The 26,180-nt window shown below is 39.8% G+C and carries 20 protein-coding genes; 3 read left to right on the plus strand and 17 right to left on the minus strand.

Annotation, left to right across the window (positions count from 1 at the left end):
- Positions 1 to 126 precede the first annotated feature (126 nt).
- The 5 genes from RCP16_RS09230 to RCP16_RS09250 form a co-directional block, all read right to left on the minus strand.
- Positions 127 to 333: a hypothetical protein gene (locus RCP16_RS09230; protein WP_308642266.1), complete on the minus strand. Its 207-nt coding sequence runs from the start codon at positions 331 to 333 to the stop codon at positions 127 to 129.
- Between the two features lie 218 nt (positions 334 to 551).
- Positions 552 to 3,215 carry a cation-translocating P-type ATPase gene (locus tag RCP16_RS09235; protein ID WP_308642267.1) on the minus strand — a complete coding sequence of 888 codons (2,664 nt, stop codon included), beginning with the start codon at positions 3,213 to 3,215 and terminating at the stop codon, positions 552 to 554.
- A 264-nt stretch (positions 3,216 to 3,479) separates the two neighbouring features.
- A complete protein-coding gene (locus tag RCP16_RS09240) occupies positions 3,480 to 4,529 on the minus strand; it encodes a pectinesterase family protein (RefSeq protein WP_241669341.1) in 1,050 nt (349 codons plus the stop codon).
- A 262-nt stretch (positions 4,530 to 4,791) separates the two neighbouring features.
- Positions 4,792 to 4,944, minus strand: coding sequence for a hypothetical protein (locus RCP16_RS09245; RefSeq protein WP_193555948.1), 153 nt, complete (start codon positions 4,942 to 4,944; stop codon positions 4,792 to 4,794).
- Between the two features lie 218 nt (positions 4,945 to 5,162).
- Positions 5,163 to 6,761, minus strand: a complete 1,599-nt coding sequence (locus RCP16_RS09250) for a catalase (protein WP_308642268.1) — start codon at positions 6,759 to 6,761, stop codon at positions 5,163 to 5,165.
- A gap of 424 nt (positions 6,762 to 7,185) precedes the next feature.
- On the opposite strand from RCP16_RS09250, the gene RCP16_RS09255 reads away from it, so the two are divergent.
- Together RCP16_RS09255 and RCP16_RS09260 are read left to right on the plus strand one after the other, a co-directional pair.
- On the plus strand, positions 7,186 to 9,351 hold the full coding sequence (locus RCP16_RS09255) for a TerD family protein (protein WP_308642269.1): 2,166 nt from the start codon (positions 7,186 to 7,188) through the stop codon (positions 9,349 to 9,351).
- A 171-nt stretch (positions 9,352 to 9,522) separates the two neighbouring features.
- The gene (locus tag RCP16_RS09260; protein WP_069325908.1) at positions 9,523 to 10,245 is read left to right on the plus strand and encodes an AAA family ATPase; all 723 of its coding nucleotides are present in this window, start codon (positions 9,523 to 9,525) and stop codon (positions 10,243 to 10,245) included.
- Between the two features lie 240 nt (positions 10,246 to 10,485).
- Here RCP16_RS09260 and RCP16_RS09265 read toward each other — a convergent pair whose 3' ends face one another.
- A complete protein-coding gene (locus RCP16_RS09265; RefSeq protein ID WP_308642270.1) occupies positions 10,486 to 10,932 on the minus strand; it encodes a nuclear transport factor 2 family protein in 447 nt (148 codons plus the stop codon).
- 18 nt (positions 10,933 to 10,950) lie between these two features.
- Entirely contained in the window at positions 10,951 to 12,165 is a 1,215-nt protein-coding gene (locus tag RCP16_RS09270) for an MFS transporter (protein WP_308642271.1), read from the minus strand.
- 445 nt (positions 12,166 to 12,610) lie between these two features.
- Between RCP16_RS09270 and RCP16_RS09275 the strand changes: the two genes are divergently transcribed.
- Positions 12,611 to 14,251 (plus strand): esterase/lipase family protein, encoded by a 1,641-nt coding sequence (locus RCP16_RS09275; protein ID WP_308642272.1) that lies wholly within the window; start codon positions 12,611 to 12,613, stop codon positions 14,249 to 14,251.
- 236 nt (positions 14,252 to 14,487) lie between these two features.
- Here the strand turns inward: RCP16_RS09275 and RCP16_RS09280 are convergent, their stop codons facing one another.
- The 10 genes from RCP16_RS09280 to RCP16_RS09325 form a co-directional block, all read right to left on the minus strand.
- Positions 14,488 to 15,276, minus strand: coding sequence for a histidinol-phosphatase HisJ family protein (locus RCP16_RS09280; protein WP_308642273.1), 789 nt, complete (start codon positions 15,274 to 15,276; stop codon positions 14,488 to 14,490).
- 104 nt (positions 15,277 to 15,380) lie between these two features.
- Positions 15,381 to 16,541 carry an NADH-dependent flavin oxidoreductase gene (locus tag RCP16_RS09285; protein ID WP_308642274.1) on the minus strand — a complete coding sequence of 387 codons (1,161 nt, stop codon included), beginning with the start codon at positions 16,539 to 16,541 and terminating at the stop codon, positions 15,381 to 15,383.
- 184 nt (positions 16,542 to 16,725) lie between these two features.
- Positions 16,726 to 18,204, minus strand: coding sequence for an MDR family MFS transporter (locus tag RCP16_RS09290; protein ID WP_308642275.1), 1,479 nt, complete (start codon positions 18,202 to 18,204; stop codon positions 16,726 to 16,728).
- Positions 18,197 to 19,105, minus strand: coding sequence for a TetR/AcrR family transcriptional regulator (locus RCP16_RS09295; RefSeq protein ID WP_273593778.1), 909 nt, complete (start codon positions 19,103 to 19,105; stop codon positions 18,197 to 18,199). The genes RCP16_RS09290 and RCP16_RS09295 overlap by 8 nt, the downstream gene beginning before the upstream one ends.
- A 323-nt stretch (positions 19,106 to 19,428) precedes the next feature.
- Entirely contained in the window at positions 19,429 to 20,451 is a 1,023-nt protein-coding gene (locus tag RCP16_RS09300; RefSeq protein ID WP_069325900.1) for a metal ABC transporter substrate-binding protein, read from the minus strand.
- Between the two features lie 65 nt (positions 20,452 to 20,516).
- Positions 20,517 to 21,437, minus strand: coding sequence for a metal ABC transporter permease (locus RCP16_RS09305; RefSeq protein ID WP_069325899.1), 921 nt, complete (start codon positions 21,435 to 21,437; stop codon positions 20,517 to 20,519).
- The gene (locus tag RCP16_RS09310; RefSeq protein ID WP_069325898.1) at positions 21,383 to 22,087 is read right to left on the minus strand and encodes a metal ABC transporter ATP-binding protein; all 705 of its coding nucleotides are present in this window, start codon (positions 22,085 to 22,087) and stop codon (positions 21,383 to 21,385) included. Before RCP16_RS09310 ends, RCP16_RS09305 begins: the two co-directional genes overlap by 55 nt.
- A gap of 255 nt (positions 22,088 to 22,342) precedes the next feature.
- Positions 22,343 to 23,701 carry an alkaline phosphatase gene (locus RCP16_RS09315; protein WP_273593777.1) on the minus strand — a complete coding sequence of 453 codons (1,359 nt, stop codon included), beginning with the start codon at positions 23,699 to 23,701 and terminating at the stop codon, positions 22,343 to 22,345.
- Positions 23,702 to 23,925: 224 nt separating this feature from the next.
- Positions 23,926 to 24,927: an aldose 1-epimerase gene (locus tag RCP16_RS09320; protein WP_137222834.1), complete on the minus strand. Its 1,002-nt coding sequence runs from the start codon at positions 24,925 to 24,927 to the stop codon at positions 23,926 to 23,928.
- Between the two features lie 179 nt (positions 24,928 to 25,106).
- On the minus strand, positions 25,107 to 26,114 hold the full coding sequence (locus tag RCP16_RS09325; protein WP_069325895.1) for a Gfo/Idh/MocA family protein: 1,008 nt from the start codon (positions 26,112 to 26,114) through the stop codon (positions 25,107 to 25,109).
- Positions 26,115 to 26,180: the final 66 nt, after the last annotated feature.

Consider the following 26,180-nt stretch of genomic DNA (forward strand, 5'->3'; position numbering starts at 1 on the left):
TTTTCAGACATCCTTTTAATCTATACAGCATCATTTAGCAATTGTTGATATATTCTATTGTTACAACATACAGCCTGTAATCAAGCATTTAGATGCTCTGATAACAGGCTGTTTTTTTATCGTTCATTATCGCTCGTCTTCTTTAAAGAAATCAAACTTAATAAATTTATCGAAAATAGTGTAAATAATAACTGCTCCTAACGGAATCATCGAATAATACCACATTGGATGATGCGCAACTTGACCTTCTGGTGCTCGAACTAAAAGTTCAAACATCACCAAGCAATACATCACGGCTATGAGCCTACCTGTTATATTTTTACCTTTTAACATAAGTAGTGTTCACCTCCAGTACTTATAATGCGCTTTTTTCATTTATTCCTTTTTATCTCAAAAATGGATTTTATCTTATCATCTTCATTTTAACATAGCTATACAGGACAAATAAACCTTATCCCCTATCTTAATCAATGAAAAAGAAGGTGAGACGTATGATACGCTTCACCTTCTTCTTGGTTCTAACACTATCTATCATGCTTCTCCTATCAATCTCAAGCATCGTTCAATTGTTGCTTCATCGTCACTCTAGTACGTATCCATTTAGCCACTTCCATCAATAATACTGCTCCTAACGCAAGCCCTGTAGCTACAGCCCATTGCTGTACACCAAACTCTACAGGAATAGAGAAAATATCGCGTACCCCTGGAAGTAATGTGACTCCATATAGACACAGACATAGGGCTACTGCACCCAATACATATTTGTTGCTAAATAGACCTACTCCAAATGCGGTCTGTACATTGGAACGAGCAGCAAAAGTCTGGAACGTTCTTGCTAGAATCAATGTTGTAAATGCCATCGCAACACTCATTTCTGGTGAGTGTTGTAAACCGATATACTGTGACAAAATCACTGCAATACCGATCAGCGCACCACGTGTAATCACAGCCTGCATCGTTCCACCTGCAAAAATACCTTCATTGATATCTCTTGGCTTCCGGCTCATCACATCAGGTTCTGCTTTTTCCATGCCTAATGCAATAGCAGGTAGAGAATCATTCGCTAAATTGATAAACAGTAATTGAATCGCTGTAAAAGGATTGATCCAATCCATAATCAAAGCGAACAAAATCGCTATAATCGCACCCAAGTTGCCTGCAAATAAATAGGCAATCGCTTTTTTGATATTATCGAATACTGTTCTACCTACACCTACTGCATTGACAATAGATACAAAGTTATCATCGGTCAGGATCATCGCTGCTGAATCTTTAGCTACATCTGTTCCGCTACCCATAGCGACACCAATATCAGCTTGCTTGAGTGCCGGTGCATCATTGACACCGTCTCCAGTCATGGCTGTAATCTTACCTTTTTTCTGCCACGCACGAACGATTCTGATTTTGTTTTCAGGAGAAACACGTGCATACACAGCAATTTTCTCCAATTGATGATCGAGTTCCTGTTCAGACATTTGATCCAGCTCTTGACCGGTAACCGCAATATCTTGATCATCCATTAGACCGATATCTCTACCTATCGCTTGCGCTGTAGTTTTGTGGTCTCCTGTAATCATTACTGTGCGGATACCTGCTTTTTTGGATTCTGCAATCGAACCAGCCACTTCTTCACGCGGTGGATCGATCATAGCGCTTAGTCCAACAAGAATAAACTCCTGCTCATCCTCTATACCGACTTGAGTCTGATCATTAGGAATAATTTTGTATCCATACGCTAATACTCGCAAAGCACGATTCGAAAAGTCTTCGTTAGCAGTCTGCATACGCTCACGAATCTCGTCTGTCAGTGGAACGACTTTGTCACCTACAAATACTTGTGTACAGCGACCGATTAACACATCCGGCCCACCTTTAGTAAGCATTGCTTTTTGATCATCAAACATATGGATCGTCGACATCAGTTTGCGATCGGAATCAAATGGGAGCTCACCTTGACGTGGAAATTCTTCACGAATTTCGTTGTAGTTTTTATTCTTTTTGTTACTAAAAGCGATCAAAGCGACTTCTGTAGGATCACCTAACTCTTTACCCTCATCATTGATATTCGAGTCATTACATAATACAGCGATATGCAGTAATCGGCGTTCGCCTTCCGACCATTGCTGAGGATCATCCGGGAAATCATCGGTACTTCCATCTGGTAAAAAATAATCAACTACTGTCATTTTATTTTGTGTTAAGGTTCCTGTTTTGTCGGTACAGATAACGCTAGTAGAACCAAGTGATTCAACCGCAGGTAATTTGCGAATAATAGCATGTTGTTTTGCCATTTTATTGGTTCCGACAGACAACACAATCGTCACGATAGACGATAAAGCTTCTGGAATAGCTGCTACTGCTACCGCCACAGCAAACATTAATGCATTCAAGATAGCTGCCGTCATATCGACTACTTCATTTGAAAACCAGATCCGACCTGCTTCTACACCAAAAATAACGATACATAGCAGTAAAATAAATATACCTAACTTTTTACTAAAGCTTTCAAGCTTACGTTGTAGTGGTGTCTGCTTGGCTTCTGCACTTTCAATCAATCCAGCAATTTTACCTATTTCGGTATTTAATGCTGTTCCTGTAATCACAACTGTGCCCCGTCCATACACGACCAGTGAACCGCTAAACACCATATTGCGGCGATCTCCAATCGGCGCTTCTTCATGAATAAGATCAATATGCTTATCTACAGCTTCGGATTCTCCAGTAAGCATCCCTTCATCGACTTTGAGACTACCTGATTCTAGTAAGCGTCCATCCGCAGGTACATAATCTCCTGCTTCGAGAAGTACAATATCTCCACTGACCAATTCTCTAGCTTCGATACTTTGCTTTTTTCCATCCCGAATCACTTTCGCTTCAGGCGCAGACATTTGCCTCAGTGCATCAATCGAACTTTCTGCTTTGCGTGTCTGTACAACACTGATAATCGCATTCAGTATTAACACAAAGAAAATAATAATTGATTCTACCCATTGCCCTAATATAAGTTGCACAGTTACAGCTGCTAATAATACGATAACCATGGGATCTTTGAAATTTTCTAAAAACAGCTTCCATGTTGGTGTTTTCTTTTTACCTTTGAGTTCATTGTATCCTTGCGTCTCAATACGCTGCTTCGCTTCTTGATTCGATAATCCTTGTGTCGAACTTTCCACTTCCTCAAGTACTTGATCGACTTCCTGACGATAATATTCCATTCCAACACTCCTTTATCTGTGATTACAGTCTGCTCTCTATTATGCCAATGTTGATATGTATCTTTTTAAATAACATATAACAACGGGTTTATACTCTTTTTTTACCCAAAAAAAGCTTGTATTATCTGCTTTTTATATGTACTTTTGGTGACAACTCAAAAAAGGAATCTGAACATCCTCTACCAAGCAGAATGCCAGACTCCTTTTTACAAAAACAGGATAAGTCGATATTGATATAGGATGATCTGATCTAAAAGAATCATTCTAATTCGTTTGTGTAGGATTCCATTGATCTGTTCCACCAAGTACCGTTTGGATAGTGATTGCTTTTGCCTGCTCATTGGTTAAGAATTTTGCCCATTTCACGCGTGCATTGTTGTTTGCTCCTGCACCTTTGCTTGCATATTCATAATACCGAGCTGTTGCTTCATTCGCTGGATCACGCCAGTTATCCCAACCTGTAGGTTGAATATGAGCTCCCATATCGGTATTGATATACGTCACTGCTGAATAAGGACGCCACGGTCTACCGAGGTATACTGATTGATTAGCTGTTCCACTGCTGGTCAGACGACTATTTAAAAAGACATAGCCATACTTCGTATCTGCACCTGTAGAAGCAGCAGTAACATAGCCTGCACCTAGACTATGAATCTGACATTGATCAAATACAGCTGTCGCCGATCCGAAAATAAAATCAACCGTTCCTTCAATATAACAGTTTTTGAAATATTGCCTGCCTGTACCCGGTGTATAGACTGTATCTTGATGCCCTAGAAAACGAACATCGGTATAGACCGCTTTGTCTGCATTATTATAAAAAGCTACAGCTTGACCAGCATTGATCCCTGCATTGTTGCGGAAAGTAATCGTTTTGGCTTGAAAATAATCGCCTTTGACCGTAGTACTTGCGCTATTGGTTGTACTTCCACTACTGGCATTGGTGGCATTGTAGCTAAGAATAGTTCCTGTCGTACTTTCTCCTTGTAATGTAATCCGGGGTTGAGTGATCGTTAATTTTTCAGTATACGTACCGTTTTTGATATAAATTATTTTCTGTTGATTATTGTTAGCTGGAATCGAATTGATGGCTGCTTGTACCGTTTGGTACTGACCTGAACCTTTCTGATCCACAACGATTGCTCCTGCCGGAATAGCCGCTGTAGCAGATGCTAATTCTGTAGAGCTAGATGAGGTTAGATCATTTACAGATGTAGAAGAGATCGTATTCGCCTCCGCAGAAGTTATCCCTACAATGGATAAAGATAAAGCAGTAACCATCGCTGTTGTTCCTAGCACTTTCCATGTTTTCATGCCAACACTCCTTCGAATAAAGTAAACTTTCTCAAAAAGATAACGCTTACATATTTAAGGATAACAACATTTCTTTCAACTAGGTTTCAGGTTCATAATACCTTTTATAACTTATTTTGGAAATATAATCTTATAGAGATAGAATGCAATAAAAAAGACTACTCTTAACGAAAAGAGTAGCCTTTCTTTTTGAAGTTTAAAATAGTTATTGGATCTCTGCTTTGCTGATTGATCTATTATCATTAGATAGTATCTTAGACGATCAGATTAATTGCAATTGTTTGGCTTGTTCCTCGGTCAAAATAAACTGTTCATTGGCATAGGTATCATCATCTTGATCCACACCGAACATCTGCATTACTTTTTCCCATATTCCTTTTTGAACAGCTTCTTCACGTGTAATAATAATTTTCATTGTATTCTCCGCCTTTGCTATATGTATATCGTCTTGCTTATCATTAAACCTTTCTCATAGTAGACTAAACGATTAGTATATAATCTCTGCTCTATTCGACTATATATGAACATAAATAAAGCTCTCTATCGTCCCGCACTAATCAGCGAAAACAATAGAGAGCTTACAGATAACTTCATTTCTATCTTATTTATAAAAGCTTGTCATGTTCGTACATATTAGTACGGTTTAGCATCATGACCTTTTTCTTGGGCTAATTTGGCTGCTGTGTTGGCACGATGTAACGGTTTGTTCGAAGGATCAGCTTTAATTTTAGCTAATTCATCTGTTACACGCTGTGCATACTCGGTATCCGCTTGTTGTAGATTTGCAATAAATTTATCGCTAATCACATCAGCACATTGCGCTAGATTTGCTGCAATATTGGCTACTAGCTCATTACGTTCCCAATCTTCAAAGTTACGATACGTTTCTCCTGCTTGTGCAAAATCGTTAGGACGATCTAGCTTCTGACGCATTAGATTCACATCATAATAATGAGGCTCATGATCAGCACCTGCTTTGGGAGCTTCTTTCAGACCACCCAGAGAAGAAGGCTCATAATTGACATGAGGATTCTGCTTCGGCGCTGTGTCTGGCTCATAACGCATTTGCCCGCCAGATTGGTTGGTAGCGACATTCGACTTCGGTGCATTAATCGGCAATTGCTGATAGTTCGCTCCTACCCGGTGACGCTGGGTATCCGAATAAGAGAATGTACGCCCTTGTAACAATTTATCATCCGAGAAGTCTAATCCATCTACCAGTACCCCAGTACCGAACGCCACTTGCTCGACTTCAGTAAAATAGTCTACTGGATTACGATTCAGTGTCATTTTGCCGACTGGAAGAAATGGGAATTGATCTTCTGGCCATAACTTGGTCGGATCAAGCGGATCAAAGTCCAGCTCAGGATGATAATCATCGCTCATAATCTGTACGCACAATTCCCACTCTGGATATTCTCCACGATCAATCGCATCATACAGATCGACTGTCGCATGGTTAAAATCTAACCCTTGCACTTGATTCGCCTGTTCTTGCGTTAGATTCTGAATCCCTTGTTCTACCGGTTCCCAGTGATACTTGATCAATACGGCTTCTCCGTCTTTGTTGACCCATTTGTAGGTATTTACACCGGAACCTTGCATTTGCCGGTAGTTCGCAGGGATTCCCCATGGAGAAAAGAGGAATGTTGCCATATGTGTAGACTCTGGACTATTTGCCAGAAAATCAAAAAAGCGTTCCATATCTTGTACATTCGTAACAGGATCAGGCTTAAAGGCATGAACCATATCAGGAAATTTCAAAGGATCACGAATAAAGAATATTTTTAAGTTATTACCGACTAGATCCCAGTTACCATCTTCGGTATAGAATTTTGTCGCAAATCCGCGCGGATCACGTAATGTTTCAGGTGAATGATTGCCATGTACCACTGTTGAAAAGCGTACAAAAACAGGCGTTTGCTTTCCTTTTTCTTGAAAAAGTTTGGCACGAGTATACTTGGAAATAGGTTCATCGCCAGCTGTTCCATATGCTTCGAATACGCCATGTGCTCCAGCGCCTCGAGCATGAACAACACGTTCTGGAATACGCTCCCGATCAAAATGAGAGATTTTTTCTAAAAAGTTGTAGTTCTCTAGCGTAATCGGACCTCGATTACCTACGGTTCTTACATTCTGATTGTCAGTAACCGGATGTCCCTGACGATTCGTTAACGTTAATTCTTCTTCATGTTCACTTGCTTGCGGTTGCTTCTGATTATCGTCTGCCATGGATAGTCCGCCTTTCGAAAAAGTATGAACTTGCTGTATTCCAAATGAACAATAATACACAGGTGTACATCTTATCATTGCTTCTACTTTAGTCTTTTCCAAAGCATAGATCGATATCTTTGAAAAAGAATATAAGTATTACCTTTTTTTACCTGCATGAGCACATTATAAAACATTTTTTGTCTGAATAGTGTACTATTTTTAAATTTATGTCTGAAATGTGAATGAAGATATGATGAAGTTGGTAACGTTTGCTTTTCATTTTTAACTTCCTTATAATAAGAACAATCAGGCTATGGTGCCCCTTCCTTCTAATCCAACTGCTGCTTTATTAGGGACACCTGTTTCCTGATTTTTTTATTTGTTTTTGTATAACAATGGTTGGTGCTTATCCTATTAAGCGCTTAAGGAGTGAATATCGCCGATGGATCAATTTTCGATTTATTTACAACGTGAATTAAAAGTAATTTTACATACTCAGCAACAAGAAGCTTCATTACCTGCTAATGTATTAGCTACAGCTTTGACCAACTTAGAACCGCTAGGGTTTACATTTTCGCCAGCAGTATTAGATATATTAAATACATGGTCAGTAACTACTTTTACAGCGTGGTATAAGAAATTAGTAAAAGAACTCTGTGAAATGACAGGTTTTGAACGGAATTATCGGATGATGTACCCTCGATTCCCCGATCAAGTGATGCAAATGTCAGATGCTCAGCTATACATAAACGCTCTTATTCATTATTGGACAGGCATTTTACCTGAGAGTCATAGTACCCCTGAAGATGAACAACCGAAGATTATGCTATTGGATCAAGTCTCTTTACGTGTGATTCATTTAGGAACAGAAGAAGAATTTGCCCAAATATGTGAACATTTACTTCGTGCGGTCTCTGCACTTCCTGTAACAAGTCGTGAGCATTTGATCTGGTTTGCGAATCATCAACCTCACTGGCAACAAAGTACACCTGATGTGATCCCTAATAAAGAGAATGCTGCTATCTTTATCGCAGCATTAATTTCTGCGGGTAAAATAGATAAAGAATGGCTATATACTCATGTACAGACAGCCACCGATGTTTTGCGCATCGCTACTGCTTTGTCTAATGGGGATGTCAGTCTTGCAACAAATACTCGATTTGTTTCTTTTTCACGTGCTCAGCGGAAATTAATCCTAGCCTTGTTGGAAAATATCAGTAAACCGCTGGAAGATATGTTCCGTTATGAAGGCAGATGGATTCGATTAGGCGAAAGACTTCACCCGGGCGAATACCGTCAACATTTTCCACAAACAGCGATACATGTTGATGCTCTGCGCCATGGAGATCGTCCACAAACATTTTATTCCCAAGTGGAACAAGCTTTTGCTTCTCATCAGGATCAGCATATCTTAGAGCTATTAAGTCAGCGTCCAGGTGAATTTGTACGTCGTCTGGATCGATTGATTCGTAGTGGTGTTGATATGGAGTCTTTGTTGAATCGATATCGGATGATCGCTCCCGAAGTATCTACACCTATTTTATTAAGTGTAATGGCTCATTTTGAAAAGCGTTCTTCTACCTTACCTAGACGTCACTTTTTCCCAAAAGGCAATACAGCTAAGCTATTTGTATCTACTCAACCTCTTGTTCCTTTAACTGAACAGGTAACGTCTTCGATTATTGCAGTCACAAAGCAAGCATTGATCGACAAATTTGCTGAACAGCCAGATCTGGGACAAATCTATATCGATCCTCAGTTAAAAAAACATTTTGTACCTTTAGGTGTACGTTCTGCTAGTAAGTCATTACGTACATTAACACGTGGTTCATGGATACCACTGAATCAAGGCGATACCTTGCGCTTTTTTGTATGGTGGAAAGAAGGATGGGTAAATGGTGTACATAGTGATCGCGTAGATATTGATCTATCTGCTATTCTGTATGATGATCAATGGCAACGAATAGAGCATATTTCCTATATGAATCTGCGTTCCGATCACTTTTTAGCAGCTCATAGTGGGGATATTGTTACGGCTCCTGAAGGGGCGGCAGAGTATATCGACTTGCATCTTCCTTCTGTCCGAGAATCGGGAGTGCGCTATATTCAGATGTCTGTGAATGCTTTTACATCACAAGTATTCAAAGATTTACCTGAATGTTATGCAGGGTGGATGATGCGTCAAGTGCCGCAATCAGGTGAAGTCTTTGAATCATCTACTGTGCAAAATCGTATAGATATTGCGGCTAATTCCCGTATCTGTATTCCAGTTATTGTCGATGTAGAACAACGTGAAATGTTGTGGACAGATATCGCTCTGGAACATTATCCTGATGATGTCAATAATATTGCAACGAACCGGATGAGCTCTGCACTGATCGGACGAGCGATGACTGAATTGATTCGACCGAATCTGTATCAGTTGTTCCATCTTCACGCTGAGGCTCATGGAACACTGACTCCACATATTGAAGAAGCTGATATCATTTTCACAGCAGAGTTGGATCAGGATGCTTTGATTCGTTCGATGAACGACAAGACACTGTCACCCGATGCAAAAGTGATTACGCCGCTAGATCAAGATCAGATTTTAGCTGATTTTTTATAATAAACGGTACTATGATATCTACATTTTGTATCAAAAATACCTTTGTGTACGTCTTATAAGTGTAGTGCCTGATGATTACTTATTTGTACTCATAGGTTACTGCACTTTTATTCATTTCAACGATTCGATATGTATCACTCATATATGTCTAATCAAAAGGAGTACTTCATCATGTCTCTTAAACGAGTTACATTGCTAAAAGACAAAATCGTAGATTTCAATACCTATCCCTTTTCGCTTCCTCTTATTCAGCGTCTGGATCAGCTTCATTTCGATCATCCAGTTACTTTTTTTGTCGGTGAAAATGGGTCAGGGAAATCAACGCTTTTGGAAGGAATAGCGTATCAATGTGGATTTCATACAGCAGGAGGTTCGCGTAATAACAGTTATGAAGTCGATCAAGCCGAATCTGCTTTGGGGGACTATTTGCGTTTGTCATGGCTCCCCAAATTAACAAATGGCTTTTTCCTGAGAGCCGAATCTTTTTACCAGTTTGCTTCTCATATTGATGATGTAGACAGTATTAAAAATTATGGTGGTAAGTCTCTTCATCATCAATCGCATGGAGAATCATTTTTAACCTTGTTCACGCAAAAATTTACCCATGCGCGCGAAAAATCTATCTATCTCTTAGATGAGCCTGAAGCCGCTCTCTCTCCTGCCAGACAACTGTCTTTAATGAGGATTATTAAAGACCTTTCGCCACGCTCGCAGTTTATTATTGCGACCCATTCGCCGATTCTGCTCGGCTACCCTGATGCTGAGATTATCAGCTTCGATCAAGATCGGCTAGAGCCTATTCACTATCAAGATACCGACCATTACCAGATCACTAGACGATTTCTGGAAAATCCGAAAAGGATGCTGGATGAACTGTTCAGTGACGATGATTAGAAACATAAGTTTGCTTTATTCATCTTATCTATCTTAGAGGATATAGACCACTAATTCTAATATACCGAACATATTAGCAATGATTAGGGTAAATAGACAGACTGTTCGCACCAGATCAACAACTCATTTCGTAAAAAATTCAACATAAAAAGCCTCTATAGTTCCAGCTTATAGAGGCTTTTTATGTTCCTAATTACAAGCTACAAGAACAATACCATCCCTGTAAGCTTGCTCAACCGACTAGATGACATCAAATTTCAAGCGATCCAACCTTGTATGCTGAATATACCATTGACCTTCGATCGCTACGAATGTCTCTTCGTAATAACCATACCCGTGAAAAGAAATATTTTCGCTTCCTTCTGGAAAAGTTACATAATCCTCCATAGGCGAGAAGACTTTCGCTTTGGTTGCCGAAATCATTTCAATTTCAGCACTATGTACCTGATGTACCGTTTCCGCAGGATGTACAAGGTCTTTGAACACTTTGACAATCGTATCTCGACCTTCTAACACAGGAATCGGATTGCCTTCTGTACTAAAATCAGCTACTGCATCCGAAGCAAATACACTCCCTAATTCATCCCACTTTTTCATATCAATCAGCCGACAATAACGAGATTTGGTGTTACGAATGCCTTCATAAGCTAGCAGAAGTTCCATATCAGTCATAAACGAATATTTCATTATGATTCCCCTAACCGATTAATCTAATTCTAATCCTTTGGTCTCTTTACCTAGAAAAGCAACTGCCGCTACACCGATCAGAATCGTAACAAAAAAGATCGTAAAGATCGTACTAATAGCCACCCCTTTACCGACTAACATCCCGACTAGAAATGGAGCGATAACCCCGCCGACACGTCCAAATGCAGCAGCCATCCCTACGCCTGTTGAGCGTACTTTGGTCGGATACAATTCAGGGGTATACGCATATAATCCACCCCAAGCACCCAGATTAAAGAAGGATAAACAAATACCAGCCATCAAAAGCGAAGCTGTTGTTGTCGCAAATCCGAACCAGATAGCACTGACAGCAGTCAGAATTAAGTACACAATCAATACAAATTTACGTCCAAATTTCTCAATAAAATAAGCTGCTGTAAAATAACCTGGCAATTGTGCCAATGTCATAATAAGCACGTACTCAAAACTTTTGATCAATGTAAAACCTTTCAATCCCATCACGGATGGTAACCACAAAAACATACCATAATAAGAAAACACAACTGTAAACCATAAAATCCACGCCATAATCGTAGTACGGCGATGTTCACTACTCCAGATATCTGCGAATCCTTTTACAAAAGAAGCACGTTTGCCTGCTCCACCTTTAACAAACTTCGGTGAATCTTCAATCGCCCGGCGTAAATATAACGCATACAGCGCAGGTACAGCCCCTATAATAAAGCCCCATTGCCAGCCATATTGTGCGATAACAAAGTAAGCAACGACCGCTGAAATAATCCAACCGAGTGCCCAGAAGCTTTCCAGTAATACAACAGCTCGTCCACGGTCTTGTACAGATACCGATTCAGACACCAATGTAGAAGCTACTGGGAGTTCTCCACCTAATCCAAAGCCTGCGATAAACCGTAACACTAACAGTATGCCGAATCCTGTGGCTAGAGCAGATAACCCACTCGCAATAGAGAAGATCAACAAGGTCCACAACAAAATCGACTTACGTCCATAACGATCGGCTAGATATCCTGCTGTGGCAGCACCTACAGCCATACCAACCGAGTTAATACTGGTCAGATAACCGATTTGTTGCGGTGCTAGATTCCAATCTTTTGCCAGTGCAGCAGCGATAAATGAAATCATACCTACTTCCATCGCATCAAACATCCAGCTAAATCCAGCACTGACCAGCAATTTACGCTGTTTTGGATTTTGCAACATTTCTAACTTATTCATGCACTTTGCCCCTTCTTTCTCTGCGCTTGTACTTTTTGTTACATACTTTTCCAAACCTAATCTTCGTTCATTAGAGATGAACGGTCGGGACGATTATAACAGCGATCCTATTGATGTTGATCATTCTATTGAGATCGATCACTAACAATGGATGACCCTTTAGCTATCGTCCGAAGTGAATTTGGATTGTTTACGAATTCTATTATAACCAGATTCTCAGAAATATACCTCTCATCTTTTCATTTCAGACGCAAAAAACTTAAAATTTTTATTTTAATAAGCATTATTGTATTAACCGTCGATCAATTATGTATTAATTTTCCAATATATAGAATCGATTTGTAAAAATATTTTATACATAAATGAGTATCGTTTCTAATATTTAGAAATTAAAATTTGCTTAAGGATAATATCATTATCCAGACCACATTACAGGAGGAATATAATGAATATCAAGCATACGATTTTGGGGGTATCTTTTACAGTTATTCTAGGATTAACGGCTTTACCACAACAAGCATGGATGGCTCCTACCACTCCTGTTGTTGCTCCTTCTCCCGGAGCTTGGGCAACAGGACAGACGCCTGCCAACGTTTCTCCGAACAAGCCTGCAATTTTGTTTGTTCATGGTCTAACCAGCAAAGCCAATGTCTGGTATGAAGATAATGATATGTATGAGTATGCTTACAAAAATGGATATCAAACGGCTTTTATCAATATGTATGATATTACAGGTACACCGGAAGATATGTGGAAAGATGGAGAATTGCTTGCCGCCAAAATTCAAGAAATCAGCAAATACTTTGGCAAAAAAGTAGTCATTGTCGCTCATAGCAAAGGCGGAGTAGATACTCAATCCGCATTGGTACGTTACAATGCCTATCCTTACGTTTCTCGTGTCATTACACTCAGTACACCTCATCACGGTTCTCAATTAGCAGATCTTGCTTATAGCAGTTGGGCTGGATGGCTTGCCGATCTTGTTGGATCACAAAGTCCGGGTACCAGTTCACTTCAGACCTCCTATATGGATTATTTTCGATCTGAAATGGCAAAAGACCCTGATGTAAACAAAGTTCCTTTTTACACAATGAGTGGTAACAAATGGTCGGGTTCTGGTAAGGCTTCATATACTTTTGGCGGTTCATACTTATCACTGTTCGGTAGTAACGATGGGGTAGTGACTACAGATAGCGCTCTATTGCCCGGCGCAACTTTGATTCAGTCCGGGGCTTGGAATCATAAAACAGTACGTACAGGTTCATCCACATTTGATCTATTCAAATCATATATCGGTACTCTTCCAGCCGCTGTAGCCAGTCTCAAAACACCTGCTTCTGTTACAGAAAACACCTATCAGACACAGCCATCGGTCACCAATCCAACTATGCCAAGCCGTTCACAATCGACTCCTCCTGTCGATCCATATAACGTGACCTCTGAAGACGGTCATGGACAATATTATATTCGGGGCGGAGAACATCAAGGTGTAGCGCATGAGACATTAACTGTAGAAAACAATGTTAAAACGATCTCGCTCGATTGGCTCAGTGATCAACCACTAACTGATTTACAATTCATTTCACCAAGTGGGAAAAAGCAAAATATTAACGTACAATCGAATCCGGATGATGAATTTTTCCCAGGAGCTTATCATCAGATCGCTACACTACAGCAACCTGAAGCAGGAGAATGGAAACTACAAGCGACCAGTGCAAGTAAAGGTGCTTATCTTATGACTGCTGTGTATACACCGGGTGCAGAGCAAGCAGAACTCAAAACTCACCTTAGCAATAATCAATTACGTATGAACGTCAATACCGAAGGTCTGGACGAACAACGTACTCACCTGAATTACACGGTGAACTATTATCATCCAGATGGTACTAAGCTTGCACCACCTACCGAGCGTGCTAACCGTTCAATGACTACTCAAGAATCGGTAACTACGCCTGTAGCGAATACTCCTTCTATTTATGTCGTTACAACCGATATTGATGGATATACAGAAGCAGGTTACCCGTACCGCCGTACTCTTGTAAAATCTGTTTATGTAGATGAGCAAGGCAATACGTATAGTCAGTAATACAATCGTGCTTCAGGTATCCTATTTAGAACGGATGATATAGTGTATCATTAAAGAATATTGTATTGCATGATATGAAAAGCTCAACATCGAGAGTATTACTCTTGTCGATGTTGAGCTTCTTTTTTTATATCTATTTGAATTAATCGTATTACCCTGATCTAAAGCATGATATCAGTAGTCTATTCATACCTAGTCCCTATCTATTTATTGTAGCCTGCATCCTGACAAAACGTTTAATCTAAGGCTATAGCTTGAGGTTGTCTTTGGTGATACGTATAGATCGACTGAAATCCACATTGTTTCGCCAACGCTATCGCATCTGCTATACCTGCTCCTGTATGTTCTACAAAGTGAGAATCGGAACCAAGTGTGAGTAACTCTCCACCTAACTGTCGATATAACTGCAATACTTCTGAAGAGGGAAACGATTGATCGACACCACTTCGCCAACCTGATGTATTGATCTCGATACCAATATTGCGTGCAATCGCTGTTTGCAGTATCGCTTCAATAATTTCTTGATGATCTTCTAACTTGTAATTGCCTACCGTTCCTACTGCATATCTTTTTAATAAATCCAAGTGAGCAATCACATCAATATCTGCACACTCTACCATTTTTAATACTTCTTTAAAATATAGATCATAATGATTAATACCTTCTTGCGCTAAAAAAAGCCTTAATTTACGCTCATCCATATTATGTACAGATCCTAGAATAAAATCGAGTGGTTGATTAGCTAATGCTGCTTGATACTGTGTCTGCATATGATGAGGTTCACACAATTCAATTCCTATTTTAATCTTCAACTGCCCTGCATATCGCTCACGAGCGTTTTCAATCTCATGTATATAATGTTCAAAATTCAAATGCCCGTACGTAGGCAGTACTGGATTAACTGCATAATGTTCTGTAAAACAAATCTCTTGGATGCCAAGTCGTACCGCTTCTGCACATACTTCATTCATAACCGCCTGTGAATCAAAAGAATGATTTGTATGTACATGGTAATCATAGATCATCGTCATGCTCCTTCTATTTTATCCATATCGTTATCAATCCAACGTACAAAAAAACTGTTCTTCTTCTACCGTAGCAGAAAAAGAACAGTCTGTATATTTATAGCTTACTTCGTTAATGTGCTAGATTCTTCTGCATCTTTAACCGGGAACCAGCCTGTCATTGTCATAATAGAATTCCACAATGGATCTGGAACAACCAAACGATCTTGGTCTTGTTTAGTCAATGAATAATCGATTTCAGACTCACGACCGGATTCTACTTTTTCAACCCAATCCGGATCTACGATCAATTCACGACCAAGTGCTACTAGTGGTGCACCTGTATTGATAACATTTAATGCATCATCAGGTGTGTTAACAGCACCTACACCGATTACTGGAACTTTAGCGCCTACACGTTCTTGAATAATTTCAAGACGAGAGCGTTTGTCATCTACACCACGACGTGGAGTCGAAGCATATTCCATTAGAGATACGTGCAAGTAGCTCAAGTTTTTCTCAGCTAATGCATCGATCAATACCAATGTATCTGCCATTGTGATCCCAGGAGTTTCTGGTTCTTCTGGAGAGAAACGGTATCCTACGATGAAAGGTCCTTTAGCATGTTCTTTTACTGCGCGTTGTACTTCGTCCACTACTGCTAATGGGAACGTTAGACGTTTTTCTAAGCTTCCGCCCCATTTGTCTTCACGACGGTTCGCATGTGGAGAAAAGAATTGTTGAACTAAGTATCCGTTTGCGCCATGAATCTCTACGCCATCGAATCCAGCTTTAATTGCATTCGCTGTTGCTTTACCAAAATCAACAATAATATCGTCGATTTCTTGTGCTGTCAATTCACGAGGAGCTGGAGCTTCGCTACCATCATTCGTGCGATCTGTTGCGATTGCACTTGGAGCGGCTACATCACCGTTAACCAATTCAGCCGGACTTAGACGACCTGCATGAAAAATTTGCAAAACAGCTTTAGCACCATTAGATTTCAATGTTGTTGCTAATTTGCGTAGACCTTCTGTAAATTCAGCACCTGTAGCACTAAATTGATTTTGGAAACCGATACCGCCTTTAGTTACATAAGCAACAGCTGTTACAGCCATACCTACGCCACCTGTGCGACGTGCATAATATTCAAGCTCTGCATCAGAAACAGTAGCATCTGTATTAGAAGAAAAATGTGTCATAGGAGCAAGAACAATACGGTTTTTTAATTCAATACCATCATTCAGTTGGAACGGTTCAAATAAAGATTTATATTTTGTATTCAAGGCTATCTCTCCTATTCTCTATATCGTACCTGTTATTATTTAATGTGACTATATATATTATAGTAACCAATTCAATTTTATGCAAGTAATATACTAAAAATAATTAAGTATACTAACAATACCTATTACTACAGTATATTCCTTTCTGCACAATAGGTATTGTTAGTTAATGTTGAAGCACTGTTTAAGATTGAGAAATCGTTTTGCGTTTGCTATTTACTGGAGAAGCTTTGGCTTTCTCTTCTTGCTTCTCTGTATTTTTACGTGGGGGTTCTTTTAAGAAGAAAATTAAAATTAATGCTAATACAGATAATCCTGAAGCTACTAAGAACGCCATATTCGTACCATGAATCAACGCATTTTCAGTGCTATTTCCTAATAGAGCAGATGAAGAACTAGCATTGGTCAAAATAGTAATTAACACCGCTGTTCCGATCGATCCACCAACTTGACGTAACGTATTGTTCATCGCAGATGCGTGAGATAACAAATGGGTAGGCAATTGATTCAGACCTGCTGTCGTTACTGGCATCAATACCATCGACATACCGAACATCCGTAGTGTAAACATAATCGTGATATACGTAATCGATGTAGTTGATGTTAAAAAAGCAAATGGAATCGTTCCGCCTGCCATCAGGATCAATCCTATCGTACTGATGACTTTAGCACCGTATTTATCAAAAATACGACCTGTGATCGGCGACATAATCCCCATCAGAATCGCTCCAGGTAAAACAATCAATCCTGAATGTAGAGCTGACATATGACGAGCATTTTGAATATATAAAGGCATCAATGTGGATGCACCAATCATCGCTGTAAATACAATCACTGTAATAATCATTGAAACTGTAAACACGCGATCTTTAAATACACGGAATTCCAATAATGGTTCTTTTAATTTGAACTGACGAGTGACAAATAGATACAGACTGACTACACCGACTAGAATACTAATAATCACTGTAGGATCATTCCAGCCTTTAGAAGCGCTACTGAATCCGTACAATAGACCACCGAATCCTAATGTCGATAATGTTACTGAAGTCATATCCAATTTCGGATTTCTCAATTCACTTACATTTTTGAGGGCAAAGATAGCTATCACAAGGTCGATCACTGCAATCGGTAAAATAATGTAGAACAGTGTACGCCATGAGTAGGAATCGACAATCCAACCGGACAGTGTAGGTCCAATCGCTGGGGCAAATGAAATAACCAAACCGATCATCCCCATGGCTGCTCCCCGTTTTTCTTTTGGGAAAATTACTAAAAATACAGTCTGCATCAGTGGCATAATAATACCTGCTCCTGCTGCCTGTACAACACGACCGACTAACAATGTACCAAAGTTAGGCGAAACGGCTGCAATCAGTGTTCCTAACGCAAATAAACCAACAGACGTAATAAATAACGCCCGTGTTGAAAATTTATCGATTAAGTACGCTGTCACTGGAATCATAATCCCGTTGACGAGCATGAAAATCGTTGTTAACCATTGAGCAGCTGTTGCATCAATATTAAGATCACTCATAATATGCGGTAATGCTGTTACAAGTAGGGTCTGGTTCAATATCGCTACAAATGCACCTGCCAGCATAATAGCGACAATAAGCGTAATATTTAATTTCGGCTTATTCGGTGTTGAAATATTATTCATGTTTCTTTTCCTCCCATGTTGCACGATATACATGTTGTAGTTGAGCGACTTCCTGCTGAAGCTCTTCCCTTTTCTGTAAATATGCGATTAATGCTTCAATCATAAAGGTTTGCGGTATGACTTTTTTACGTTCCGTGTTTAATCGTTCGGTAGCGGCTATCAGATCCGGGCGAATCGATTCAGGTGAACGTTGATGAATCGCTGTACTGAGTTCACGTATGATTTTGCGCCATTCACTTTCGCCAAAATACTTATGTCGTACATCTGGGTCAGACAAATCAAACTGCTGTGCCATTTGTTCGGTAATCAGTGGTGTTCGATTCAGATGCTTTTGAATCATGGCTTCTAGACTTTCTACAACAAATTCAGATAAAGCAGACAGCTCAAAATTCGTATTTTTGTTCCATCGTAATAAAAACATAAATTCTTTGACGATTCCTTGCATGCACAAGGATAAGTCCCATACAATCGGTTCCACCTTATCTCCAAATGCCTGAAGAATCGCTTCCTTCTGCCAGTTCAACATCGTACGCTTGAATTGCAACATAGCTGCCCGAATTTGCGCACTCAATTCAAGAGGCATTGTCTGATTTAACACCAAGAAAAATTCATGCTTTAAAACAAACTCTTGAAACTGTACCACTAACTTCTGGGTAAATTGTTCTTTAGGTGATACATGATCTTCAAAATGTAATCGATTAGCCGCTAGCAAAATTTCTTCATGCATTTGCTTCACAATGTGTAACAAAATATCTTCTTTGGATTCAAATAACTTGTAAATCGAAGCTTTGGACATATTGCACTGCTCTGCAATATCCTGCACCGTTGTTGAGAAATAACCTTTTTCTGCAAACAACTGACCTCCAGCGATAAGGATCACGCGCTTCCGTTCTTCTACCATAATCAATAACCTCTTCTGCACTATACTTTCACACATTTAACCCCTATTGAAACGTTCAAAAACTTTATAGTACTCACGAAACTCTCTAGTTCTTATACTTACTATTTTATACCCCGTTACGTTTGAAGTCAATCTTCTCACCTATAAATTATGTAAAATTGTTCATAAAAAGATTTAAAGTGGATGTGATTAGCCATCTACTAGCAGATGCTCATATCTGTTAACATAGCAAAAAAAGACAGCTTCTACAGGAATATCGTAGAAACTGTCTTTATGCTTAATTCCATATTAAAGCTGTCCATATTGAGCTATAGCAGTACTTTTTATTCGTTTAAAGCTTTTTCAAGCGCTGCTAGATTGGTACGCATAACAGATACATAATTTTCACCAGCAGATGTTTCTGCACTGGTTAATCCTTCTAAAGGATTCAGTACATCGGTTTTGGCACCTATTTCATCAGCGATCGTTTTAGCAACATTTGAAGAAACTAGCGTTTCGAAGAAAATCGTTTTAACATCGTTTTGTTTCGCAAAATCTACGATTTTCGCCATCGCTTCTGCGGATGGTTCTTGTTCAGGAGAAAGACCTGCAATCGGTACTTGAGTTAAGCCATAATCATGAGCAAGATAAGCAAATGCCGCATGTTGTGTAATAAAGTCTTTACGTTTCACTTTAGAAAGACTTGCTTTGTATTCAGCATCTAACTTCTGAAGTTCTGCAATATAAGCATCTGCATTTTTTTTGTAATCAGCTGTGTGATCTGGATCAAGTGTTGTTAGAGCTGTCTCAATATTGCGAACTTCAGTCTGTGCTTGAAGTGGAGATAGCCACACGTGAGGATCAAGAGATCCATGATCATGACCTTCTTCTGTCGCATGATCAGCTTCTTCTGCATGACCTGCTTCTTCGCCTTCATGTTCTTCTTCTGTGCTCTCCATCATTTGAATACCTTGACTGGCTTCGACTAATTTAGGGCCACTATCGCCTAATGTATCTTTTACTTGATCAATCCAAGATTCGACACCGCCACCGTTGTAGACAAGCATATCTGCATCTGTCATTTTAGCAATATCTTGAGCTGTCGGTTCCCAATCATGAGGTTCTGTACCTGCTGGTACTAACACTTGTACATCTGCAAGATCGCCGGCAACTTTAGACGTAAATTCTTGCATGGGATAAAAGCTAGTCACGATATGCAGTTTCTTACCAGTCGTTGTTGAAGCAGTATTACCGTCTGTCGTAGGTGATGCTGAATTCGAATTATTACCGCAAGCAGCAAGTAATGTACTCATACTTAACAAAGCGATCAAAGGCAGTGTTACCCAACTCTTCTTTTTCATATTCATGTGTAATCTCTCACCTCTCCTAGTCCACTGTTGTTTTTATATTGATCATAGATGTTGATTAAGCTTTATCTTTTATTCAAAACTTGTGTTTTGACTTTGCTGTTTTGTTCACTACGATTTTGACGTTGCCAGAATCGACGACTATCAATATCTGGCGCATATCCATCGTTTTTGTTACGATTCAGACGATAATAGATACGTTGGATACCCATGCCTACTAATAAGAATGTTAGCAATAATAGAGCCACTGTTGCTCCTGGAGGCGTGTTCACATAATACGAAGTAGTTAATCCTCCGAACATACCGATCAGACCAATAGCTACAGCAATCACTAGCGCTGAAGTAAATCCTTTGGCAAAGCGAAGAGCTAATGCCGCAGGTAAAGCCATCAATGCAGAGACTAATAACACTCCTACAATTGGCATTGCCGCAGCTACTGTCATTCCTGTTAATACTGCAAACGTCTGCGATAACCAGCGTACATGCGTTCCACCGATCTGAGCGGTTTCTTCATCAAAAGTCAGATTGTACAGTGGTCTTCTCATCGTGACCCAGTAAATAATAACCAGTGCAAATACGGTTCCGATAATCCATAACTGGGTGCTACTGACCGCAACAATAGAACCAAATAAATAAGAGCTAAAGCTACGGGTTAGTGATGAACTCATACTCATCAATACCAGCGCAAGCGCCAGACCACCGGTCATAATAACAGCGACCGATACTTCACCATAACCACGGAAGTTCCGTCTGAGTCGTTCGATAATCAATGCTCCTAATAAGGCAACAATAAATCCGCCAATAGACGGATTAAAACCAAGTACAGCACCGATCGCTACACCTGCTAGAGATACGTGAGAAAGCGTATCAGCCATTAATACCTGTCTACGCAAAACCAGATATACGCCAAGCAGTGGAGCGATGACAGCAATCATTCCTCCGGCCCAAAACGCGCGCTGCATGAACTCGTAGTCAAACATGCCCATCCTCCACCCTCCTCTCTCTCCAAACGAATAATACGATCCAAATACGGTTCTGCTTCTTCAAGTCCGTGTGTAACCATAACTACTGTACGTCCATGCTTTTGTACATGATGACGCATTAATTCATAAAATCCTTTACGGCTTTCCAAGTCCATTCCTGTTGTAGGCTCATCTAGAATAAGCACATCAGGTTCTTGGGCAAGCGCACGTGCGATACAGACACGTTGCTTCTGACCACCAGATAATTCCCCGATCTTACGATCACGAAGTTCCCACATGCCTACAGCTTCAAGAGATGACTGAACTAACTGCGCTTGCTGAGCACCAAAACGTCTAAATAATCCAAGATTCATATGACAACCGGAACGAACTAATTCATAGACCGTACTCGGGAAACCGCTATTAAATGAGGATACTTGTTGTGGGACATAACCGATCACGGGTTTGGACCCTTTTTCATTACGCTTAATCTGTACTTGTCCACTCCAAGGTTTCAATATACCAAGCAATAACTTGAGTGAAGTGGTTTTGGCAGCACCATTGGGGCCACTTAAAGCCAAAAATTCATTACTATATATTTCCATCGACAACCGATTCACTACCGGTTCACGATCATATCCAAAAATAACGTCTTGCATCGAAGCTAATAACAAGATATAGCGCTCCTTCCATTCTTTCCGTTCTTATCGTAATTTTTACGAATACCACCTGAATAACTTTACTCCTATGCTATTCCTCTTGTCAACCTATTTAAACAAAATAATTACGATTTAGGTTTTTTAGTGAATATGACTATATTTATATTAGCAAAACGTAAAAAAACAAGCTTCACTTCTACCTTAGAATGATGCTTTGTTCGCATCAGGCAGTTGTAAAGCTTGTTCTTGTATTTCAATGTATTAAATGAATTATTGTTTTAACAAAGAGAAGATAATTCGAGCATTGTCTGTATTATCGATCAGACCTGCAAATTGTTCTTTTTGTGGGCCAAAAGCATACACAGGCACATCTTCACCTGTGTGTCCGCCTGTTGTCCAACCTGTAAAGGAACGTGTATCAAAAATCTTCTCAATCGCATTATCAATCGTAGTTACATCTTTTTTCACAGCTGCTTTTTGTACCGATTGAATTTCAGTTGCTGTTAAAGGGATAGAGATATATTTTCTCAGTGTACTTTTCACATTTGCACCTTTAGCAATTTCATTTGCCATAAAGTCAGGTGTGCGTTTAGCTGCTTTTAACGATTCTACTTTGAAATTATATTCGCCACCAGCACCCAGAGTCATTCCACCTGTAGAGTGATCTGCTGTCGCTACCACTAAAGTTTCGCCATCTTTTTTCGCAAAGTCGATAGCCGCTTGATACGCTTTTTCAAAATCGCCCATTTCGCTCATTGCTCCGACAACATCATTATCATGACCTGCCCAATCAATCTGACTTCCTTCTACCATTAAGAAGAATCCTTTGTCATTTTGATCTAGACGTTTGATTGCTGCACTCGTCATTTCTTGCAAAGAAGGAGTTTTACTTGTACGGTCAATGGCTTTATCCAATCCACCTGGAGCGAACAACCCTAACAATTGATTACTATTATTGTTCAATAGACCATTGCGATCTGTCACATAAGAATAACCTGCTTTTTTAAATTCTTCTGTCAAATTGCGATCTTTACGTACGAAATAGTCTTTACCTCCGCCAAGCAATACATCTACTTTATGCTTACCGTTGATCATCTCATCAAAATAATCGTCTGCAATCCCTGCCATATTTTTACGACTCGGATCATGAGCACCAAAAGCCGCTGGTGTCGCGTGAGTAATCTCAGAAGTTGCGACAAGACCTGTTGATTTGCCGTTTTCTTTCGCTTGTTCTAGCACTGTTTTGACGTTGGATTTGTCATTATCAACCGCTATTGCTGCATTGTATGTTTTGACACCACCAGACATCGCTGTTGCCGCTGAAGCTGAATCTGTAATATTTTCAGAATCATCATCAGGGTATGTTGTCTGTGCACCTACAAGATACGCATCGAATGCTGTTTTTTCTACTGCTTTGGTTGCAGGGTTATCTTTGAAATAGCGATAAGCGGTCATATAAGAAGGCCCCATGCCATCGCCAATTAGAAAAATAACATTTTTCACTTTAGCCGGTTGATTCACTTCTGTGTTCACATCGTCTTGTGCAAGTGCAGTCTGCGCCACTCCACTTGTCAAAGTAATTCCAGCCAGAGCTGCAATTGCGATCATTTTTTTCATTGTTTGTTTCATTTGTTTGTAAATCCCCTTTTTTTATAAATTATAAAATATATGTATCAACAACCATATTCACTATACCGATCATTTGTGAATTCTAAACCCTTTGAATATCAACTCTATGTAAATTCATATAAACAGCAAAAAAACGCTATCTTGTTAACGATAGCGTTTTTGGATATTTCTTTATTGTTGAGCATTTTTTTATTCTTTAAGCGACAAAGAATTGTAGTATTATCTTAACTCTCGATGGTGTACAAACGGGAACTTTCTTCCCAAATTTCGCCTTGCTCCAGACGGAATAGTCCTTTTTCATCATCTGGAAGATCCACATTAGGTGCATTGACTAGATTGGTCTGTGGCTCAGGGCAAATAAATTCGCCGCATGCGATATTGTTCCAGATCATCCAATGCTTATAAGCCGTTCCAACATCATAGACTAATTTTACACCTAGACGAGTATCTGTGATTTCTGTAAAGTTACGTCCACGTTGTGGTACAGCTGTATAATGGTTATCTGCTTCTTCGCCTGAAGGATTCGCTCCATCATTTTGGAATTGTTCTTCCCACGCTGATAACGGTTGGAATTCACCTGTCGGTAACATACGCTCTGTCATTTGATAACGCTCACCGATCGTTGCTTTGAAAGACATATCTTCTGACTTACTATCCGGTGCAAACGGAGCATTTAATGCAGTATGGAAAGCAAGCATAACTGGCATATCTTCTGCACCATCATTACGAATTTGAATTTGTTGCAACAACCCTTCTGCCGACAATGTATATTTTAATTTCACTGTAAACAAATGCGGGAAATATTTATATACTTCATGATGCTCATCGACACTTACACTAAGTAAGACTGAACTTGATTGTGCATTAGCTTCATATACATCCACATTCCAAGGAATGGTATGCAAAAATCCATGCAAATGATTATGCGTTTCAACTTCATTAATCGGGAATGTGTACGTTTTACCATTCCATGTAAACGTTCCATCTTCATAACGGTTCGGTGGGAAAAGAACGGGAATCCCATTGACACCTGGATTGGCTCGAAAAGCATCCATTTCATTTTCTTTCGGTTCACGTAAAAAGCGATATCCTTTTTCATTATCACGATAAGCAATCAGATTCGCTCCTATTGCTGGCAATACAATCGCTTCTTGCCCTGCATAAGTAAGTACAATAGCAGGTTCTCCTTGATAAGATTGTTCGGAAGCGCTAGTAAGATTAGACATGAACAAATTCCCCTTTTCTTATAGTAGGATAGAATATCAGATATTCACTTCGCAAAAATCATTTTTGGTTTTACTAGAAGATGTCGCGTTTTTACTGCCAAACGCTTACGTAAGATATTTTGCTTTGCAAAAATCATTTTTGGTTTTACTAGAAGATGTCGCATTTTTATTGCCAAATGCTAGACAAGGCGGATTTTTTCTCCGCGTTTGGCGGATTCTAGACATGCGGCGATGACTTTGGTATTGCGGATTGCATCTTCCGGGCTATAAGGTAATGGAGTTCCATCAATTACAGCTGCGGCAAAAGCATCGACTTGAAGAGCAAAGTGATTAGCCACTTGTACATTTTCTCCGCGCTTGCCTTCATCGGTATAGATGACGACTTGAGGTTCATCTTCACTGTCATTGCGTCCAAAAGCATATGGTAATTTAATACGCCCTTTGGTACCTACAATTTCTAGAGCACAGCTCGGATATGCCCACATTCCACATTCAAAGGTTAATGAAGCCGAACCTGGAAATTCAATCAGACCGGATGCCATCATATCGACATGATCATGTTTAGAAGAAAAGAATCCTTGTACGGTTACAGCTACAGGTTCAGACCCGAAATACATACGTGCAGCAGATACAGGATAGACACCCAAATCATATAATGAGCCGCCACCCATTTCACGGCGATATCTTACGTTATCAATATCTTCTGCATTGTTAGATGTAAATCGTCCATGCATCGAACGAATGGTACCAATCTCGCCGGATTCAATAATATCTCTGACACGTGCATGCTTCGGATGGTAACGATACATAAATCCTTCGGCAAATAACACCCCTGATCTACGACATACGTCCACCATTTCAGCCGCTTCTTGCGCATCCAGTGCCGCAGGCTTTTCACATAATACATGTTTGCCAGCTTCTGCTGATTTGATCGTCCATTCTTTGTGCAAATGATTCGGCAATGGAATATACACAGCATCAATATCAGGATCAGCTAATAACTCTTCATAGCTACCATAGGCTCTTGGAATATTGCACTGTTCGGCTACTACTTGCGCCAGTTCTAACGAACGACTCGCAATCGCCAATGTTTCATTACGTAACGATTCATGAATAGAAGGGATGACGGCGCTTACAGCAATCCCTGCGGTGCTCATAATGCCCCACTTTAATTTACGTTCAGTCATGATTGTATTCCTTCCCTTCGTTTTAAATTAAATGATTTTAACTTTCCGGCAAGGAGTTTAACTCAT

The organism is Paenibacillus nuruki (genome assembly GCF_963311185.1).
Taxonomy (GTDB): Bacteria; Bacillota; Bacilli; order Paenibacillales; family Paenibacillaceae; genus Saccharibacillus; species Saccharibacillus nuruki.